17 protein-coding genes are annotated in these 18,439 nt (G+C 66.8%); 6 read left to right on the top strand and 11 right to left on the bottom strand.

From position 1 onward, the window contains the following. Nucleotides 1–65: 65 nt before the first annotated feature. Entirely contained in the window at nt 66–923 is an 858-nt protein-coding gene (locus ACHMWQ_RS00185; RefSeq protein ID WP_396305926.1) for a DUF3108 domain-containing protein, read from the bottom strand. Between the two features lie 257 nt (nt 924–1,180). Between ACHMWQ_RS00185 and rpmB the strand changes: the two genes are divergently transcribed. Together rpmB and ACHMWQ_RS00175 are read left to right on the top strand one after the other, a co-directional pair. Further along, nucleotides 1,181–1,486 (top strand): 50S ribosomal protein L28, encoded by a 306-nt coding sequence (gene rpmB, locus ACHMWQ_RS00180; RefSeq protein WP_354554459.1) that lies wholly within the window; start codon nt 1,181–1,183, stop codon nt 1,484–1,486. 8 nt (nt 1,487–1,494) lie between these two features. Next, nucleotides 1,495–2,133 (top strand): VUT family protein, encoded by a 639-nt coding sequence (locus ACHMWQ_RS00175; protein ID WP_354554461.1) that lies wholly within the window; start codon nt 1,495–1,497, stop codon nt 2,131–2,133. 51 nt (nt 2,134–2,184) lie between these two features. On the opposite strand, the gene ACHMWQ_RS00170 is transcribed toward ACHMWQ_RS00175, so the two are convergent. The 5 genes from ACHMWQ_RS00170 to ACHMWQ_RS00150 all read right to left on the bottom strand — a co-directional run bounded on the left by ACHMWQ_RS00170 (nt 2,185) and on the right by ACHMWQ_RS00150 (nt 7,976). Continuing rightward, a complete protein-coding gene (locus tag ACHMWQ_RS00170; RefSeq protein WP_396305925.1) occupies nt 2,185–2,934 on the bottom strand; it encodes a DNA helicase in 750 nt (249 codons plus the stop codon). 207 nt (nt 2,935–3,141) lie between these two features. Then, the gene (locus tag ACHMWQ_RS00165) at nt 3,142–4,176 is read right to left on the bottom strand and encodes an esterase-like activity of phytase family protein (RefSeq protein ID WP_396305924.1); all 1,035 of its coding nucleotides are present in this window, start codon (nt 4,174–4,176) and stop codon (nt 3,142–3,144) included. Beyond that, nucleotides 4,173–6,077: a cobaltochelatase subunit CobT gene (gene cobT, locus ACHMWQ_RS00160; protein WP_396305923.1), complete on the bottom strand. Its 1,905-nt coding sequence runs from the start codon at nt 6,075–6,077 to the stop codon at nt 4,173–4,175. The genes ACHMWQ_RS00165 and cobT overlap by 4 nt, the downstream gene beginning before the upstream one ends. 186 nt (nt 6,078–6,263) lie before the next feature. Then, nucleotides 6,264–7,250 (bottom strand): cobaltochelatase subunit CobS, encoded by a 987-nt coding sequence (gene cobS, locus ACHMWQ_RS00155; RefSeq protein ID WP_354554469.1) that lies wholly within the window; start codon nt 7,248–7,250, stop codon nt 6,264–6,266. Between the two features lie 102 nt (nt 7,251–7,352). Further along, a complete protein-coding gene (locus ACHMWQ_RS00150) occupies nt 7,353–7,976 on the bottom strand; it encodes a DnaJ domain-containing protein (protein ID WP_354554471.1) in 624 nt (207 codons plus the stop codon). Nucleotides 7,977–8,045: 69 nt separating this feature from the next. On the opposite strand from ACHMWQ_RS00150, the gene ACHMWQ_RS00145 reads away from it, so the two are divergent. Further along, a complete protein-coding gene (locus ACHMWQ_RS00145; RefSeq protein WP_396305922.1) occupies nt 8,046–8,309 on the top strand; it encodes a BolA family protein in 264 nt (87 codons plus the stop codon). 403 nt (nt 8,310–8,712) lie between these two features. Here the strand turns inward: ACHMWQ_RS00145 and ACHMWQ_RS00140 are convergent, their stop codons facing one another. The 4 genes from ACHMWQ_RS00140 to ACHMWQ_RS00125 form a co-directional block, all read right to left on the bottom strand. Then, nucleotides 8,713–9,870 (bottom strand): transcriptional regulator, encoded by a 1,158-nt coding sequence (locus ACHMWQ_RS00140; RefSeq protein ID WP_396305921.1) that lies wholly within the window; start codon nt 9,868–9,870, stop codon nt 8,713–8,715. 138 nt (nt 9,871–10,008) lie between these two features. Next, the gene (locus ACHMWQ_RS00135) at nt 10,009–10,962 is read right to left on the bottom strand and encodes an acetyl-CoA carboxylase carboxyltransferase subunit alpha (RefSeq protein ID WP_396305920.1); all 954 of its coding nucleotides are present in this window, start codon (nt 10,960–10,962) and stop codon (nt 10,009–10,011) included. Nucleotides 10,963–11,104: 142 nt separating this feature from the next. Further along, complete coding sequence (gene xerD, locus ACHMWQ_RS00130) at nt 11,105–12,025, bottom strand: site-specific tyrosine recombinase XerD (protein ID WP_354554524.1); 921 nt, start codon at nt 12,023–12,025, stop codon at nt 11,105–11,107. Between the two features lie 38 nt (nt 12,026–12,063). Further along, a complete protein-coding gene (locus ACHMWQ_RS00125) occupies nt 12,064–12,213 on the bottom strand; it encodes a hypothetical protein (RefSeq protein ID WP_266334846.1) in 150 nt (49 codons plus the stop codon). A gap of 199 nt (nt 12,214–12,412) precedes the next feature. Between ACHMWQ_RS00125 and ACHMWQ_RS00120 the strand changes: the two genes are divergently transcribed. From ACHMWQ_RS00120 to ACHMWQ_RS00110, 3 genes are all read left to right on the top strand, one after another. Further along, entirely contained in the window at nt 12,413–13,039 is a 627-nt protein-coding gene (locus ACHMWQ_RS00120) for a shikimate kinase (protein WP_396305919.1), read from the top strand. After that, entirely contained in the window at nt 13,026–14,153 is a 1,128-nt protein-coding gene (aroB, locus tag ACHMWQ_RS00115) for a 3-dehydroquinate synthase (RefSeq protein WP_396305918.1), read from the top strand. Before ACHMWQ_RS00120 ends, aroB begins: the two co-directional genes overlap by 14 nt. 112 nt (nt 14,154–14,265) lie before the next feature. Beyond that, nucleotides 14,266–14,988 carry a Crp/Fnr family transcriptional regulator gene (locus ACHMWQ_RS00110; protein ID WP_396305917.1) on the top strand — a complete coding sequence of 241 codons (723 nt, stop codon included), beginning with the start codon at nt 14,266–14,268 and terminating at the stop codon, nt 14,986–14,988. A 620-nt stretch (nt 14,989–15,608) separates the two neighbouring features. Here the strand turns inward: ACHMWQ_RS00110 and secA are convergent. Then, nucleotides 15,609–18,335, bottom strand: a complete 2,727-nt coding sequence (gene secA / locus ACHMWQ_RS00105; protein ID WP_396305916.1) for a preprotein translocase subunit SecA — start codon at nt 18,333–18,335, stop codon at nt 15,609–15,611. Between the last annotated feature and the right edge of the window lie 104 nt (nt 18,336–18,439).

Here is an 18,439-nt window from a genome sequence, read left to right as displayed (position 1 = left end):
AACAGGCTGAGGAGGCCCGCAGGGCCGTCTCGAAGCCCGCACAGGACCTCGCGCTGGACCGCCGGCTATTGCGCCGCGGCGCGCCGCGTCTCGGCTTCGCCGACGAATCGGGAGGCGTGGATGGTCAGCATGCCGACCTCGGTGCCGATCTGCATCCGGAAGGGCATCATCACGCCGAGGCTCTCGACCGGGGCCAGCCAGACTTCGAGCGCCTTGTTGTTTTCCATATATTCGATCGCCTCGCGCGTCGGCCGGTGGCCGGCGACCGGGACGTAGCGGGCGCCGCAGACGACGACCGAGCCTTTGTAGGAGCCGTTCTGGCCGTCCACCTCGGCGGTGCCCTTATAGTAGAGCTTGACGTCGAAGCGCTGCCAGCCGTCGAACACCGGAACCGTGCGGTTGCAGGCCGCCGCGAGGTTGCCCTTGACCATCGGCACGATCATCGCGCTCAGCGGGTCGAAGATGTTGCGTTTGTGCTGCGGCAGCAGGGGAACGCGGTCCGCCTTCTTGGCCAGCGGCGGCATGGCGGCGACATTGACGATGGTGCCGCTGTTCATCTGCATCGATACGGTAGAGTTTCGGCGGCCGTTTTCGCTAGTGTCGAGCATGTAGGCGGCGGGCAGGACGCGCGAGCCGACGATGCGGCCGCTGCTCTTCAGGAAACCCTTGCCGTCGGAGACGAAGCGGCTGACGCCGCTGGTCGAACCGCGCGCCGTGATCGTGTAGCCCTTGTCGTCAAAAACCGTATCGAGCGCGAAACGGCCGATGGTCAGCCCGCCGAGCAGGATGTTATATTCCGCGTCGACCTTGCCGGCCTGCTGCTGCGCGGGCGCGGCGACAGCCGACGGCGCAACCGACGCCACGGGTGCGGCGGCCACGAGGAGCGGCAGGACAAGGGCACGGAAGAGGCGGAGCGATTGCATGGGAATTGTTCCGTCGGAGGAGCGGCCCAAAGCCGGTTCTCATCCCTGAGTCCGGCTTCGGCTTCGTGGTCGTGATGATGCCCCCAAATCACTTCGCGCGATTCTAGGTGATTTGCACCGTCTTCGTCACTAGGGATTGCGCGCTGAATGCTTGACGACCGAAGCTTCGGCCACTATGAGAAGGCCCACTTTCCGATACCCCTGTCGCGATGGATGCCGAGCCCGGCGCGTTGCGGCGGAAAAGAAGGATTTCTGTTATGTCCCGTGTCTGCGAGTTGACCGGCAAGGCCGTCATGACCGGCAACACCGTCAGCCATGCCAACAACAGGGCGCGTCGTCGCTACCTGCCGAACCTCGTCAACGTGACGCTGATCAGCGACGCGCTCGGCCGCAGCTTCAAGCTGCGCGTTTCGGCTTACGGCCTGCGCTCGGTCGAGCACCGCGGCGGTCTCGACGCGTTTCTGGCCAAGGCCAGCGCTAGCGAGCTGTCCGATCGCGCCCTGACGCTCAAGCGCGCCATCGCGAAGAAGACCACCGAGCAGGATAGCGTCGCAGCCGCCTGAGGCCTCCGATGATCAAGCCGGGTCACATCATTGCGGCCGCCTTCATGGCGGCCGTTGTCGTTCTGTCGAATATCCTCGTCCAGTATCCGGTCGAGGCTATGGTCGGCAGGCTGGCGCTTGCCGATCTGCTGACCTGGGGCGCGTTCACCTATCCGTTCGCCTTCTTCGTCAGCGACCTGACCAACCGCCGCTATGGCCCGCGCGTCGCGCGGATCGTCGTGCTGGTCGGCTTCGTCTGCGCCGTCCTCGTGTCGTTCAAGCTGGCGACGCCGCGTCTCGCGATCGCCTCGGGCACCGCCTATCTGTTCGGCCAGCTGCTGGATATCAGCCTGTTTGCCCGGCTGCGCCGTCAGGCCTGGTGGCGCGCCCCGCTGGCCGCATCCGTCGTTGGCTCGGTGGTCGACACCGCGATCTTCTTCACGCTCGCCTTCGCCCCGTTTGCGGCCTTCCTGGGCCCCAACGATTCCTTCGCGCTCGAATCGGCGCCGCTGCTCGGCGTGCTGTCCGTCGCGAGCGCGCGCTGGATGTCGTGGGCGCTGGGCGACCTGACGGTGAAGCTCTGCGCGGCGCTGCTGCTGCTCGCGCCCTACCGGGCGCTGATGCGCTTCGTGCTGTCCTGGCCCGAGGCGCAGCGCAGCCCGGCCTGACCCGCTTAGCCTTTGCAATGAAAAAGCCCCGCTTCGGCGGGGCTTTTTTGTTCAGCGCAGCGTCTGGATGCGGATCTCGCCCTGGTTCAGGAAGCAGGCTTTGTCGAACAGCGCCAGATCCAGCGGGTTGGGCAGGCGTATGTCGTCGAGATCCGGTAGCGGCTTGGCCGCGGGATCATAGGACCGGTCGATCTGGGACAGGAAGACCAGGATCAGACCTCGCTCGCGCGCCAAGGCCCGCAGCGTCCGGACCTGCGTCATCAGGTCGGGGTTCGCCCGCCTCTGGTCGAGCAGTTGCAGGTAGTCGATCACGGCGAGCGTTCCCGGCGGCGCCGTGGCCAGCGCGGCGGCGATATGGTCGGCATGGATCGCGTCGGAACTGTCATGCTGGAACAGGTCGCTGGAAAATACCGCCTCAGCGCCGATCGCCCGGAGCCGGTCGGCGATCTCGCGCGCGGTATATTCCAGCGTGAAGAACACGCTGCGATGCCCTGATTTCATCGCCTCGGCAGCGAGCGCCAGACCCAGAAGCGTCTTGCCCTGGCCGGGCCGCGCGCCGATCAACACGAGGTCGCCGGGAGCGAGCCGGGCGTACAGTCTCGCCGCGGGCGACGCCGCCTCCGCCCGCGAGAGCAGCAGGCTCCAGGCCTCGAATCCTTCCGCCGTGGCGACGCGGTCGAGCGCCGCGTGCAGCGGGATGCCCTCCCGGCGTGAGAGCAGCCTGGCATTGCGTTTAAGGCGATGGATCGGGGCGGATAAAGCTGGCGAAGTGGGCAGCTTGCCGGATGCCGGCAGAGTCATGGTGCAAACCTCCTGGTGCGAGCCAGAACCGCAACCCCTCCTTATGCGTATCGCTCGAACAGTCGGTTCGAAAATCGTCCGTCGCCCGGCATGCAGATGCTGTCCCGAATGGAGGGGGGAGGCGTGGGCGGCGCCAGAATCAGAGCATAGCCGATGGCGTGCCGGCGGAGAATGCCAGGCAGGCCGCCTTGCGCGAAAAAGCCGGGATCAGTTGACGGCGGCGCCGGCCCCGCTGCCGGGCCCCTGCCAGATGAATTCCAGGATCAGGGTGCGCTGCAGGACGCTCAGATTGTCATCCGAGACCAGCGTGATCCGGGTGCGGCCCGCCTCGTCGGTGGTGACGGCGAGGCCTTCCATGTTGTCGATCTGGTTGAGCATGTCGGCTTCCATCGCGATGGGGCCGTCGACTAGCGCGCCGGGGCGGATCGTGTCGCCGGGAATGCGGCGCATCCGCATGCCGACGCCGAACGGCATGATCACGCGCCGCTCCAGCAGCAGCAGATCGCCATTCGGCAGGAAGGCGCCGTCGGTGACGTCAAAATCGTCCCGGCGCTTTACCGAGAAGGCGCCGGCCAGCGGGCCGCGCACGATCCAGGCGCGGTGGTTGCCCTTTTTGTCGAGCGAGCGTTCCGAGACCAGCACGGGCGACCCGGCAAGCGGGCCGTCGGCGGGCGCCAGCGCGACCATCTCCAGGCCGCTGTTTTTCACCAGCCCGGTCGCCGAGCGCGGCAGCTTGACCGATTCGGGCTTGGCCAGCGACAGGTCCGGATTGGCGCGATAGAGGCGGAGGTCGTTGGTCTGCTCGAACGAGACATAGGCCGCCTCGCGGCCGTCGATCGTCGTCAGCCGCAGGCCCTCGGCGTCGGCATTGCGCTTGACGCCGAGCGGCTTGCCCTTGCTGTTCAGCATCGGCGCCCATTCGGCGTCGGCAATCCCCACCAGCCTGCCGCCCTCGCGCACCAGCGTGCCGCGAAACCAGTAGCCGGTGTCGGAGATGGCGACGAAGCTCTGGCCGTCCGGCCTGAAGTCGATGCCGGACAGGCCGCCAAAGGCGCGGTTGGTCGAGTTCAGCGTCAGCCCGCCGGCAAATTCGAATTCGCCGAAGCGGGCCTGGTTGCGGCCGATCAGGAAGTTCTCGATCCGCGTCGTGCGGGTCGGCTCCGGCGTGAAGCCGGCGGCCAGTGCGATGCCGGCCGACCCGGCCAGGATCATCGCACAGAGGGCCGCCAGCGCCCGCTTCATCGCGTCCCGGTCCGCCGTCTCGGCGCTGCCCGGCGCACCGGCGTCTGGTGCTCGTCGAACAGTTCCGCCAGCTTCTCGGTCATCGCGCCCGCCAGTTCCTCGGCGTCGACGATGGTCACGGCGCGGCGATAGTAGCGCGTCACGTCATGGCCGATGCCGATGGCGATCAGTTCGACCGGCGAGCGGTTCTCGATCTCGTCAATGACGAAGCGCAGATGGCGCTCGAGATAGTTGCCGGTGTTGACCGAAAGCGTGGAATCGTCGACCGGCGCGCCGTCCGAGATCATCATCAGGATCTTGCGCTGCTCCGTGCGGGCGAGCAGGCGCTGATGCGCCCAGTCGAGCGCCTCGCCGTCGATGTTTTCCTTGAGCAGGCCTTCGCGCATCATCAGGCCGAGATTGCGCTTGGCGCGGCGCCAGGGCGCATCGGCAGCCTTGTAGATGATGTGGCGCAGGTCGTTGAGGCGGCCCGGTGCTGCCGGCTTGCCGGCCTGCAGCCACGCCTCGCGCGACTGCCCGCCCTTCCAGGCGCGCGTCGTGAAACCGAGGATCTCGACCTTGACGCCGCAGCGCTCCAGCGTGCGGGCGAGGATGTCGGCGCAGGTCGCCGCCACCGTGATCGGCCGGCCGCGCATCGAGCCCGAATTGTCGATCAGCAGCGTCACGACGGTGTCGCGGAAATTGGTTTCCTTCTCGATCTTGAAGGAGAGCGGCTGCATCGGGTCGGTGACGACGCGGTGGAGCCGCGCCGGATCCAGCATGCCTTCTTCGCGGTCGAAGTCCCAGGAGCGGTTCTGCTGCGCCATCAGGCGGCGCTGCAGCCGGTTGGCGAGCCGGCCGACCGCGCCCTGCAGGTTGGAGAGCTGCTTGTCGAGGAATCCGCGCAGCCGGTCGAGCTCGGCCGCGTCGCAGAGGTCCTCGGCCTTGATCGTCTCGTCGAAGCGGGTCGTGAAGGCCTTGTAGTCGACGGTCGGCCAGGCGTTCGAGGACGGGCCGTCCTGTCGCTTGGCCTCGCCCGCGTCGCGCGCATCCTCGGCGTCCTCGCCGTCGGAATCGTCCTCGGCGCCGGCCTCGGTCGTCTCCGTGTCGCCGGCTTCCGATTCGTCGCCCGTGGTCTCGGCCTCTTCCGAAGCATCGCTGTCGGCCTGGTCTGCCTGGTCCGAGGCGTCGTCCTTCTCGGAGCCCGAATCCTCGGAGGCGTCGTCGCCCTGTTCCTCGTTGTCGTCGTTCTCGCCCTTGCCGAGTTCCTCGGCCATGTCGAGCGAGGCGAGCAGCGAGCGGACGGCCGAGGCAAACTGCTTCTGGTCGCCCAGCGTGGTCGAGAGCTTGTCGAGGTTCGGCCCGGCCTTGGATTCGATCCAGTCGCGCCAGAGGTCGACGATCTTCTCGCCCGATTGCGGCGGCTTCTGCCCGGTCAGCTTCTCGCGCACCAGCAGCGAGACGGCGTCCTCGAGCGGGGCTTCCGACTGTTCGGTGATCTCGTGGAAATTGCCGCGGTGATAGCGGTCTTCGAGCATGGCGGCGAGGTTGCCGGCGACACCCTCCATCCGCCGGGCGCCGATCGCCTCGACGCGCGCCTGCTCGACCGCATCGAAGATCGCTCGGGCATTCTTGCCCTCCGGCGCGACGGCGCGGTGGATGGTCTCGTCATGGCAGGCCAGCCGCAGCGCCATGGAATCGCCGAGGCCGCGGGTGACGGCGATCTCGGCGGCCGTCGGCTTGCGCGCCGGCTCGGGCAGGCGCGCGCGCAGGCCGGTCAGGATCGGCCGGTCGTTGGAGAACGAGACCTCGAGGTCCGGCTTGCCGGAAATCGCCCGCACGCAGCCGGCGACCGCGCGCTTGAACGGCTCCGTCACCGCCTCGCCGGGCTTCTGTCTCGGATCGCTGTTGCTGCCGCTCATCTTCGCTTCCTTTTCCCTCGCCCGCCGAACGGGAAGGGGCGGGGTGACGGTCCCGCGCCGATCTCAAGCCTCGATCTTAAGCGCAGTCCCGGCCTGGGGCTATCGACCGAAAGGCCGAGGGGGCGGCCCGAAAAGGCGAGCCCCGCCAAGCCCCCGCCGCGATGCGGGCGAGGGCCCTAGTCCGCCTTAGCTCAGCACCACATTGGCGGCCGATTCGACCAGCTCTTCGCCAAAGGCGCGCTGATAGAATTCCGCCACCAGCGAGCGCTCGAGCTCGTCGCACTTGTTGAGGAAGGTCACGCGGAACGCGAAGCCGATATCGCCGAAGATCTCGGCGTTCTCGGCCCAGGTGATGACCGTGCGCGGGCTCATGACGGTCGACAGGTCGCCATTCATGAAGGCCGAACGGGTCATGTCCGCCAGACGGACCATGCGGCCGACCAGGGCGCGGCCCTTCGGGTCGGCGAAGTGCTTGGCCTTCGAGATGACGATGCCGACTTCGTTGTCATGCGGCAGGTAATTCAGCGTCGTGACGATGGACCAGCGGTCCATCTGCGCCTGGTTGATCTGCTGCGTGCCGTGATAGAGGCCCGACGTATCGCCGAGGCCGACCGTGTTGGCGGTGGCGAACAGGCGGAAGGCCGGATGCGGGCGGATGACGCGGTTCTGGTCGAGCAGCGTCAGGCGGCCGGAGGATTCGAGCACGCGCTGGATCACGAACATCACGTCCGGGCGGCCGGCGTCATATTCGTCGAACACCAGCGCGATGTTGTGCTGGTAGGCCCAGGGCAGGATGCCGTCGCGGAATTCCGTGACCTGCAGGCCGTCCTTGATGACGATCGCGTCCTTGCCGATCAGGTCGATACGACTGATATGGCTGTCGAGATTGACGCGCACGGCCGGCCAGTTGAGGCGGGCGGCGACCTGCTCGATATGGGTCGACTTGCCCGTGCCGTGGTAGCCCGTGACCATGACGCGGCGATTGCGCGCGAAGCCGGCCAGGATGGCCAGCGTGGTCGTGCGGTCGAACAGATAATCCGGATCGGCGTCCGGCACGTGCTCGCTTGCTTCGGAGTAAGCCGGCACCTGCAGGTCGGAATCGATGCCGAAGACCTCACGGACGGAAATCGTCGTATCGGGCAGGGCGGTGCGATCAGTCGTCGTCTCAGTCATGTCTGCTCCGTCGCATCCAGCGGACGCTTGCGGTCGGGTTCTAGGCGGGAGGGCCAAACTGAAGAGCCCGCGCGCGGGGAGCGAGCGGGAAGTGAGGCTCTTCTAGCAGAAGCCGGCCGCCTTGAGAAAGTTATATGCCTGAATGATTTCGCGCAGCTTGTCCTCGAAGCTGCGGTCGCCGCCATTGGCATCGGGGTGGTAGATCTTGACCAGCGACTTGTAGCGCGCCTTGATCTCGACGCTGGACTCCGAGCCGTCCAGCTCCAGCGTGTCGAAGGACTTGCGCTCCAGCGTCTTGATGTGGCGAACCGGTTTCGCGGGTTCCTTCATCCGGCCGGCGGTGCCGTCGAACATGTCGAACGGATCCTGCACGCCGCCGCTCCAGTCGCGCGCCGCGTGGCTCTTGACGCGTTCGCGCTGTTCGCCGGCGCTGTTGACGCCCATCGTCCAGGTCGGGCGATGGCCGGTCAGCGAATCCTTCTGATAGGCGGCGACATCCTCGTCGCCCATCCCGGAGAAGTAGTTGTAGTTCTTGTTGTAGAGCCGCACATGGTCGATGCAAAAATGGTGGAACTGCCCTTCGCGGTTCCGGCCCTTCGGCGCCTTGTGCGTACCTTCGGCCTTGCAACCGGCCCAGCTGCAAAGCTGGGTCGCTGGCTTCTGAGCGGTTTTTCCGGATGCTGACTTGATCCGGATCCCGTCGAACAATTTTGAATCGAGCTTCATGATGCGATTATGGTAGCCACCCCGTCCACGAACAAGGCGATGTTTCGCCAGAGTGACGGAGGTTTCTCTATGAACACGAAAGAGCGGATTACGGCGGCGCTGGCAAGCGCCCTGTCGCCGCAGACCCTAGATGTGATCGACGAGTCGCATTTGCACAAGGGCCATGCCGGCCACCGGGAGGAGGGCGAGACCCATTTCCGGGTGAAAATCACGGCGGAAGCGTTCCGCGGCAAGAGCCGGGTGGATATCCACCGGATGGTGAATTCGATCCTCGCGGACGAACTCGCCGCCGGCGTCCACGCCCTCGCCATCCAGGCCAAGGCGCCGGAATAGAGGCGATTTGCCGCCATGCCGGCGACCGCGATCTGCCGGGATTTTGGGTGGCGGGCGTCCTGCTTGCCATCTGCGGGCCCCTTAGCCGGGAAATCGACAGCGAAACGCCCTGTGCCCCGGCTGCATGGATTCCTGCTTTCGCAGGAGTGACGGCGCGGGTGGGGTGAGGCGGCACCCAGAGTTGCGAGGGGGGTGGGGGAGGGCTCTTCCCGTGCCGCTGCGGCCTCGGGTGAGCAGGCGCCGTTCTTCACCTCTCCCATGGGGAGAGGTCGACGGCCGCAGGCCGGCGGGTGAGGGGTTGCGATCTCACCGGAGAAGCCTGAACCCCTCACCCGGCCCTGCGGGCCGACCTCTCCCCAAGGGAGAGGTGAAGGGGGGACTCGAAGCGCGGCTCGCTCCCGCCTTACGACGGCTCGCGCGTTTTGAACTTGTCCCAGAAGCCCGGCTTCTTGGCGACCGGGGCGGGGGCCGGGGCATAGGCGTCGCCGGAGGGCTCCGCCGTCATGCGGATCGGCGAGGGCACCGGCAGCGGCATTTCGGGCGCAGGGACGCCGTCGATCGCCAGCGCGGCCGCGTTGCCGGCCGTGCTCGCCTGGATCGCGACGGGCGTGTAGGCGGCGGGACCCGTGGCCATCGCCTCGGCCTCGACGGAGGCCTGGCGCGCTGCGGCGTCGGTCACCGACTTGGAGGCAACCGCCTGGCCCTGGCTCTCCAGCCTGGCGGCGGTGGCGAGGAAGATCTGCTGGTCCTTGGACTGCTTCGCCTTCACCGCCGCATCCAGCCATTCCGGCACGCGCATGTTGGCCGGGCAGGCAGCCGAGGCGTTGAGGGCGGCGCCGCCGGTGTCGACGTCGAACACGTAGCGCTTCTCGCAGACGCCCACGACGGGCGGCTTGCGCGTCACCTCGAAATGGTCGTTGCCGTCCTTCAGCATCTGCCAGAACGGCATGTTCGGATCGTTGCGATGCTTGGCCATGTTCTCGGCCGTCATGCGGAACGGGTAGAGATGCACCTCGAACGAGCGCTGGCCGCCGATGAAGGCGTCGCGGGCGAGCCAATAGATCTCGCCGGCCGATTCGTCGGTCATCGAATAGCAGCCGGCCGACGAGCAGGCGCCATGCACCATCAGGCTGTTGCCGGTCCGGTTCCACGCCGCGTCATAGGCGTTCGGGAAGCCGATGTTGAACGACAGGTAATAGCGGGAGTTCGGGTTCATCTGCGAGGGCTTGACCGTATAGAAGCCCTCCGGCGCCTGGCGGTCGCCTTCGCGGACCTTCGGGCCGAGCTTTCCGGACCACTTGCAGATGTCATAGGTCTTCAGCAGGCCATAGGTGCCGTCGCGGCGCTGCTTCCAGACCTCGAACTCGGAGGTTTCCTTGAAGGAGCGGATATAGACCGGCGCCTTCGGGTCCATGTTCAGCTGCTCCATCTTCGCCTTGAGCTTGGCGGGGAGCGGCTTCAGATGCTTGGGCGTCGCGTCCTGGCAGGCGGCAAGGGCAAGCCCCACCGCGAGGAACAGCAAAGCCTTGCGAAGACGAGAAAAGAACGCGGAACCTGGCATGAACACCCCTGCGGAGCCTTCGCAGCGCTGTGGCGGAGCGGCTCCATCCCGTCTCTGAACGACCGCGCGAAGGCCCCTCAGGGGCTGCGCGCGGACCGAATCAGATGCTCAATAGACGTGAAGACGGGCGGAATCGTGTCAAAGCGACCGGCCGATCGCAAGAAACTTCTCGCGACGCTGGCGCTTGATGTCCGCTTCCGGCTGGCCCTCGAAGGACGCCAGCGCGTGCTCGATCGCATTGCCGGCGGCATCGATCGCCGCGTCGGGATCGCGATGCGCGCCGCCCATCGGCTCGGGAATGATCTCGTCGATCACGCCGAAGCGGAACAGGTCCTGCGCGGTGATCTTCATGTTGGTCGCCGCATCCTGGGCGCGGCTGCCGTCGCGCCAGAGGATCGAGGCGGCGCCTTCCGGCGAGATCACGCTGTAGATCGAATGCTCAAGCATCAAAACGCGATTCGCGGTGGCGATCGCGATGGCGCCGCCGGAGCCGCCTTCGCCGATGATGACCGAGACGTTCGGCGTGCCGAGGCCCAGCGCTGCTTCGGTCGAGCGCGCGATCGCCTCGGCCTGGCCGCGTTCCTCAGCGTCAATCCCGGGATAGGCGCCGGCGGTGTCGACCAGCGCGATCACCGGCAGGCCGAAGCGCTCGGCCAGTTCCATGATGCGCACGGCCTTGCGATAGCCCTCGGGCCGGGCCATGCCGAAATTGTGCCGCAGGCGGCTCTCGGTGTCATGGCCCTTTTCCTGGCCCATGACGGCGACGGGACGGCCACGGAAACGGCCGAAACCGGCGAGGATCGCCTGGTCCTCGGCAAATTTGCGGTCGCCGGCGAGCGGGGTGAAATCGGTGATCAGCCGCTTGGCGTATTCGACGAAATGCGGCCGGTCGGGATGGCGCGCCACCTGGGTCTTCTGCCAGGGCGTCAGCTTTGCGTAGATCTCGGCCAAGGCCTGTCCGGCCTTCACCTCGAGCCGGGAGATCTCGTCTCCGACAGAGACGGCATCGCCCTTCTCGGCCATGGCGCGGAGCTCCTGCACCTTGCCCTGGAGATCGGCGACGGGTTTTTCGAATTCAAGAAAGGTTCGCATCCAGACCTTCAAGCCGTACAAACATGGCTATATGCGGGCGGCCGGATAGACCTCCCTGAAAGTGGCCGCACACTGGCGGTAAGGCCCGGCGGTGTCAAGCTGACGCAAGCGCAGCTCGCGGCGGGGCCGGATCGGCGGCTCCTCACGGCTTTGCCAGCGGATGGTGCTCGGCGACCAGCGCACGCAGCCGCTCTTCCAGCACGTGGGTATAGATCTGCGTCGTCGAAATGTCGGCATGGCCGAGCAATTGCTGGACGATGCGCAGGTCGGCGCCGTTCTGCAGCAGATGGCTGGCAAAGGCATGGCGCAGCACATGCGGCGAGACGCGGGCGGCCGGGATGCCGGTGGCGACGGCGAGTTCCTTCAGGTCGCGGGCGAAGGCCTGGCGGGTCAGCGTGCCGCTTTCGCCGAAGGAGGGGAACAGCCACTGGCCGCTCGGCGCCTTGCCTTCCAGCTCGCGGCGCAGCGCCACATAGCGCGAGATCGCCTCCCGGGCGCGCTCGGTCAGCGGCACCAGCCGCTCCTTGTTGCCCTTGCCGCGCACGATCAGCGCGCGCAGATCCGCCCGGGCGGCGGAGGCCGGCAGCGCCACCAGCTCCGACACGCGCATGCCCGAGGCATAGAGCGTCTCCAGCAGGGCGGCGAGGCGGGCGGCGCGCAGCTGCGCCGAGGGCGTTTTGGCGAGGGCGACGGCGCTCTCCGCCGTCTGCAGCAGCCGGTCGACCTCAGCCTCCGACAGCACCTTGGGGATCGGTACCTTGCGCTTCGGTCCCTCGACGATGCCGGAGGGATCGTCGCGGCGAACGCCCTCGGCGAATAGGAAGCGGTGCATCTGGCGCAGCGCGGAAAGCCGGCGCGCCGCCGAGGATGCCGCGAAGCCGCGCAATTCGAGATCGACCAGATAGGCGCGCACATCGGCCAGCGCCGCGCTTTCGAAATCGAGCCCGCGATCGCCGAGGAATTCGGCATAGTCCTCGATATCGCGGCGGTATGAGGTGAGCGTATGCGGCGAGGCGCCCCGCTCGGCGCTCATCATCTCGAGAAACGCCTCGAGGTGGTGCATGCCCGCCAGCGTGCGCCGGGTCTTTGCCTTGGCCACGATTATTGTTCCTGCAGCAGTTTGTCGGTCGGGACCCGCACCGTGATCTCGCGCGGGCTCGGCTCGACGAAGTTCGCGAGCGCGAACACCGCGGCATAGCCGGCGAGAGCGAGCAGGATGCAGGCGATGATGAAGCGCGACAGTGTCGGCATGAACCGGCCACGGACCTCGAAATATCTGGAGTGAGGTTATGGCCATGCACCGGCATCGATGGCAAGGGCGCGGGTCACAACCGTCCGATTCCCGCGCCGCGAAACGCGCTGTCCGCATGCGATGCGTCGCGGAACGCTTGACAGTTTCGCCCGGGTCCGGTTCTACCTCGGCTGAGGCTGGACGAGGAGCTGCGGGACCATGATCGAGAGCATCGTGCCAGAACAGGATAGCACTGCGCCGGCGGCGGCCCTGATCAGCCGCCTGGGCCCGCGCGCCATCGTCCTGGTCGGGCTGATGGGCGCCGGCAAGACGTCGGTCGGCAAGCGCATCGCCGCCAAACTGCATCTGCCCTTCATCGACGCCGACGCCGAGATCGAGAAGGCGGCCGACGCCACCATCCCCGAGATCTTCGCCCAGCATGGCGAAGCCTATTTCCGCGATGGCGAAAGGCGGGTGATCCGCCGCCTGCTCGACGGCAATCCGAAGGTGCTGGCCACCGGCGGCGGCGCGTTCATGAACGAGGAGACGCGCGGCGCGATCCTCGAGGGCGCCGTGTCGATCTGGCTGCGCGCCGAGCTCGACGTGCTGATGGCGCGGGTGCGCAAGCGCGCCAACCGGCCGCTGCTGCAGACCGCCGATCCCGAAGCCACCATGCGGCGGCTGATGACCGAGCGCGATCCGATCTATTCGCTGGCCAATGTCCATATCCTGTCGCGCGACGTGACCCACGAGATCGTCGCCGACGAAACCATCGAAGCGCTGCTCGCCTTTCTGGCGGCAGAGAGCCCCGCCCAGGAAAGCCGACCGACCGATGACGACCGCTGAAGCCGCAGCCCCCACCACGGTCCGCGTCGCGCTGGGCGATCGCGCCTATGACATCCTGATCGGCCGCGGCCTGATCGCCGATGCCGGCCGCGCCATCGCCGAGCGGCTGCCCAAGGTGCGCGCCGCGATCGTCACCGACGAGACGGTCGGGGGCCTCTATCTTTCAGCGCTCACCGCGTCGCTCGCCGCCTCCGGCATCGACAGCGTGCCCGTGGTGGTCGCGCCCGGCGAGGCTTCGAAGAATTTCCAGACGCTCGAAACCGTCACCCGCGCGATCCTCGCGGCCCGGCTGGAGCGCGGCGACATCGTCATCGCGCTGGGCGGCGGCGTCGTCGGCGACCTCACCGGCTTCGCGGCGGCGATCGCCCGGCGCGGCATGCGCTTCGTCCAGATCCCGACCTCCCTGCTGGCCCAGGTCGACAGCTCCGTCGGCGGCAAGACCGGCATCAACACCGCCGAGGGCAAGAACCTGGTCGGGGCGTTCCACCAGCCCGATCTCGTCATCGCCGATACCGGCGTGCTCGATACGCTCTCCCCTCGCGAATTCCGCGCCGGCTATGCCGAGGTGGCGAAATACGGCCTGATCGACGACCCCGCCTTCTTCGCCTGGCTGGAGCAGAACTGGCGCGGCATCCTTTCCGGCGGCCCGGAACGCGAACACGCGGTTGCCACCAGCTGCCGCGCCAAGGCCAAGGTCGTCGCCGCCGACGAACACGAGACCGGGGAGCGCGCGTTGCTCAATCTCGGCCACACCTTCGGCCATGCCCTGGAATCGGCCACCGGCTATTCGCAGCGCCTCGTGCATGGCGAGGGCGTCGCCATCGGCATGGTGCTGGCGCACCAGTTTTCCGCCCGCATGAACCTCTGCTCGCCGGATGACGGCGCCCGCGTCGAGGCGCATCTGAAGGCGGTCGGCCTGCCGACGCGGCTCTCCGACGTGCCCGGCGGCTTGCCCGACGCTCAGGATCTGATGAAGCGCATCGGCCAGGACAAGAAGGTGTCGCGCGGCACGCTGACCTTCATCCTGACGCATGGCGTCGGCAAGGCCTTTATCGCCAAGGATGTGCCGCCGGCCGCCGTCGAGACCTTCCTGGCCGACATGCTGGTGGGCTGACCGGCGCGATCTCCCGAAACGGAGTCTCGCTTTTTGCAGCGATGCTTTAGAATGCCGGAGCGAGCGATTGCGGCGGCCTTGAAGCGCCGACTCCTCGCGCGGAGACGGGCTCGTGTTTGACATCCTCGAAACCTTCGGCGGCTGGTACGACCTGCCCGCCCATATCGGCTATGTGCTTTTCGCGGTCTCGCTGTTCCTGACGAACATCTTCTGGCTGCGCATCCTGCTGATCATCTCGCTTGCCTTCCAGATCGTCTATTTCGCAATGTCCGGCGGCGCGCTTTATACCGGCATCGTCTGGAATGTCGTCTTCATCCTGATCAACGCCTATCGCCTCATGGCTCTGGTCCAGGCGCGGCGCGCTCTCGGCCGGGCCACCCGCGGCCAGCTGCTGGGCGCCGGCGCCGACGAAGTGGTGATCGACGCCGCGAACAGCCTGGACGACAACCAGATCGGCGAACTGATCCGGCTTGGCGAGGTGTATGACCTCGCGCCCGGCGCGCCGCTGACGACCGAAGGCGAACCCGTCGACTGGTTCTATTTCATCACGGCCGGCCATGCCGTCGTCTTGGCGGGTGGGGTCGAAGTCGCGCGCCTGCATGCGGGCGAGTTCGTCGGCGAGGTGTCGTTCCTGACCGGCATCGTCGCGTCGGCGACGGTCCGCGCCTCCGACCGGCTTTCGGTGATCGCGCTCGACCGCGAGAAGCTGTCGCGCGCCTGCGCCGAGGATGCCCGCCTGTCCGCGGCCGTGCACCAGGTGATTGGCAACGCGCTGGCCCGAAAGCTGGTCGCCGCCAACCGCCGCGGCATGCCGAGGGTCCCCCAGCCGGCGTGAGGGGGAGAGTTCTCAGTCTCGAGTTCGTGGCCGAATGCCATTTGTGTTGTGGCTGGACGGTGCCGGGGCGTGGGGTCGGGCCGGCGTCCGGCAACAGACCCTCACCCCAGCCCTCTCCCGCGCGCGGGAGAGGGAGCCCATCGCGCCCAGTCTTGATGCCGCCACCGCACCGCGCCCGGTCTCGACGTCGCCACCACACCGGCCAAAAGCCCTCGACCGATTGCGGGAGAGGGAGCCCATCGCGCCCGGTCTCGACGCCGCCACCACGCCGCCCGAAAGCCCTCGCCCGCTTGCGGGAGAGGGTGGGGTGAGGGTCTTGCTTGCTGCGCTACGGCTGAATGGATCCCGGGTATCCGCCCGGGATGACGCCAGTGGGGGCGTCGGGCTGGCGCAGGATGACAGCGGCCGGTCGAAGATCTGGCTCCGCCATCACCTCACCCTCGCCGTCATTCCTGCGAAAGCAGGAATCCATGCAGCCGAGGAACAGGACCTTGCGGGCGCGATTTTCCGGCTGACGGGCCCCCCCGGGTCTTCGCCCGGAATCACGACCGAGCCGCGCCAGACACAAAGAAGCCCGGCATGTCGCCATGCCGGGCTTCTTCAAAAATATCGGACCAGCCTTACGCCAGCTTGCCGTGGCAGTGCTTGAACTTCTTGCCGGAGCCGCAGGGGCAGGGGGCGTTGCGCTGGAGGCGGCTCCAGGTCGACGGGTCGTTCGGGTCGACGCCGAGCGCCGCGAAGCCGGCGGCCGCGTCCGCATTCTCGAGCAGCGGTGTGTCGTCGAACTCGTTCTCGCCGGACAGCGGGTCGAGATGCATGGCCTGGAGGCTGTCCATGTCCATGTCATCCGGCGCCAGCGGCGGCGACTGCATGATCTCGACGCGCATCATCTGCGCCGTGACGGCCTCGCGCAGGTTCTGCAGCATTGCCTCGAACAGCTCGAAGGCCTCGGTCTTGTATTCGTTCAGCGGGTCGCGCTGCGCGTAGCCGCGGAAGCCGATGACCTGGCGCAGGTGGTCCAGCGTGACCAGGTGCTCGCGCCAGAGATGGTCGAGCGTCTGCAGCAGGACGGCCTTTTCGACCTGGCGCATGACGGTCGGCGAGAAGCGCTCGGTGCGCGAGGCGGCGGCTTCGTCGCCGGCCTTCTGCACGCGTTCCAGCACTTCCGCGTCGGCAATGCCTTCTTCGGCAGCCCAGGCCTCGATCGGCAGGTCGAGATTGACCGCCGTCAGCAGCGCCTCGTGCAGGCCCTTGGCGTCCCACTGCTCGGGATAGGCCTTTTCCGGGATATGCTTGGCGACCAGATTGGCGATCACTTCCTGGCGCATGTCGTCGACGGTGGAGGCAACGTCTTCCTCGGCCATCAGCTCGATGCGCTGGTCGAAGATGACCTTGCGCTGGTCGTTCATGACGTCGTCGTATTTCAGCAGGTTCTTGCGGATGTCGAAGTTGCGCGCCTCGACCTTCTGCTGCGCCTTTTCCAGAGCCCGGTTGATCCAGGGATGGACGATCGCCTCGTCTTCCTTCAGCCCCAGCTTCTGCAGCATGCCGTCCATGCGCTCCGAGCCGAAGATGCGCATCAGATCGTCCTGCAGCGACAGGAAGAAGTGCGAATGGCCCGGGTCGCCCTGACGGCCGGAACGGCCGCGCAGCTGGTTGTCGATGCGGCGGCTTTCATGCCGCTCGGTGCCGATGACGTAGAGACCGCCGGCGGCCAGCGCCTTGTCCTTGAGGACGGCGATCTCGGCCTTGATCTCCTCGATGCGGCGATTGCGCTCGGCCTCGTCCTGGACGTCGCCCAGTTCGCGCTCGATGCGCATTTCGAGGTTGCCGCCGAGTTTGATGTCTGTACCGCGGCCGGCCATGTTGGTGGCGATAGTCACCGCGCCGGGCACGCCGGCCTGGGCGACGATATAGGCTTCCTGCTCATGATAGCGGGCGTTCAGCACCTGGTGCGGGACCTTCTCCTTCTTCAGGAGCTCCGACAGCAGTTCCGACTTCTCGATCGAGGTCGTGCCGACGAGGACCGGCTGGCCGCGCTGGCTGCAATCCTTGATGACGCGGATGATCGCCTTGTACTTCTCGTTGGCAGTCCGGTAGACCTCGTCGTCATCATCGATACGCGAGACGGGGACGTTGGTCGGGATCTCGAGAACCTCGAGACCGTAAATGTCCATGAACTCGGCCGCTTCCGTCTGCGCCGTACCGGTCATGCCAGCCAGCTTCTCGTACATGCGGAAATAGTTCTGGAAGGTGATCGAGGCCAGCGTCTGGTTTTCCGGCTGGATCTTGACGTGTTCCTTCGCCTCCAGCGCCTGGTGCAGGCCTTCCGAATAGCGGCGGCCCGGCATCATGCGGCCGGTGAACTCGTCGATGATGACGACTTCGTCATCCTTGACGATGTAGTCCTTGTCGCGCTGGAACAGACGGTGCGCGCGCAGACCCTGGTTGATGTGGTGCACGACGGTGACGTTCTCGACGTCATAGAGCGACTCGCCCTTCAGCAGGCCCGCTTCGGTCAGGAGCTGCTCGAGCTTCTCGTTGCCGGCCTCGGTGAAGTTGGCGGTGCGCTGCTTCTCGTCGATCTCGTAATCTTCCGGCGAGAGCGCCGGAATGAAGGCGTCGATCGTGGTGTAGAGCTCCGAGCGGTCGTCGAGCGGGCCGGAGATGATCAGCGGGGTGCGCGCTTCGTCGATCAGGATCGAGTCGACTTCGTCGACGATCGCATAATGATGGGGGCGCTGGACCATCTGGCCGAGCTCGTACTTCATGTTATCGCGCAGATAATCGAAGCCGTACTCGTTGTTGGTGCCGTAGGTGATGTCGCAGGCGTAGGCGGCGCGGCGCTGGTCGTCGTCGAGGCCATGCACGATGACGCCGACCGACAGGCCGAGGAAGCGGTAGAGCCGGCCCATCCATTCGGCGTCGCGCGAGGCGAGGTAGTCGTTGACGGTGACGACGTGCACGCCCTTGCCGCTGAGCGCGTTCAGGTACACCGGCAGCGTCGCAACAAGGGTCTTGCCCTCGCCCGTCTTCATTTCCGAGATGGCGCCATCGTTCAGCACCATGCCGCCGATCATCTGGACGTCGAAATGACGCATGCCGAGCGCGCGCTTGGCGCCCTCGCGGACGGTGGCGAAGGCGGGAACCAGCAGTTCGTCCACGGTCTTGCCGCCGGCGATCTCGCGCTTGAACTGTTCGGTGCGGGCGCGGAGCTGGTCGTCGGTGAGCTTCGACAACTCGTCTTCCAGCGCATTGATCTGCGCGACCACGGGCCGGTAGCCCTTGACGCGGCGGTCATTGGCCGAGCCGAAAAATTTGCGCGCAAGCGAACCGAGACCGACCATGGGTCATCCTTGATGTTGGGTCCGGGCCGCCCCGGAGAGGCGAGGGGGCGCCGGGTTCTTGTTGTCGGCGCGATCGCATCGGCTGCGACGAAGGCCGGAAACCG

This window comes from Kaistia sp. UC242_56, from assembly GCF_044452255.1.
In the GTDB taxonomy this organism is placed as follows: Bacteria; Pseudomonadota; Alphaproteobacteria; order Rhizobiales; family Kaistiaceae; genus Kaistia; species Kaistia defluvii_A.
This window is presented reverse-complemented; position numbering and strand designations above follow the sequence as displayed.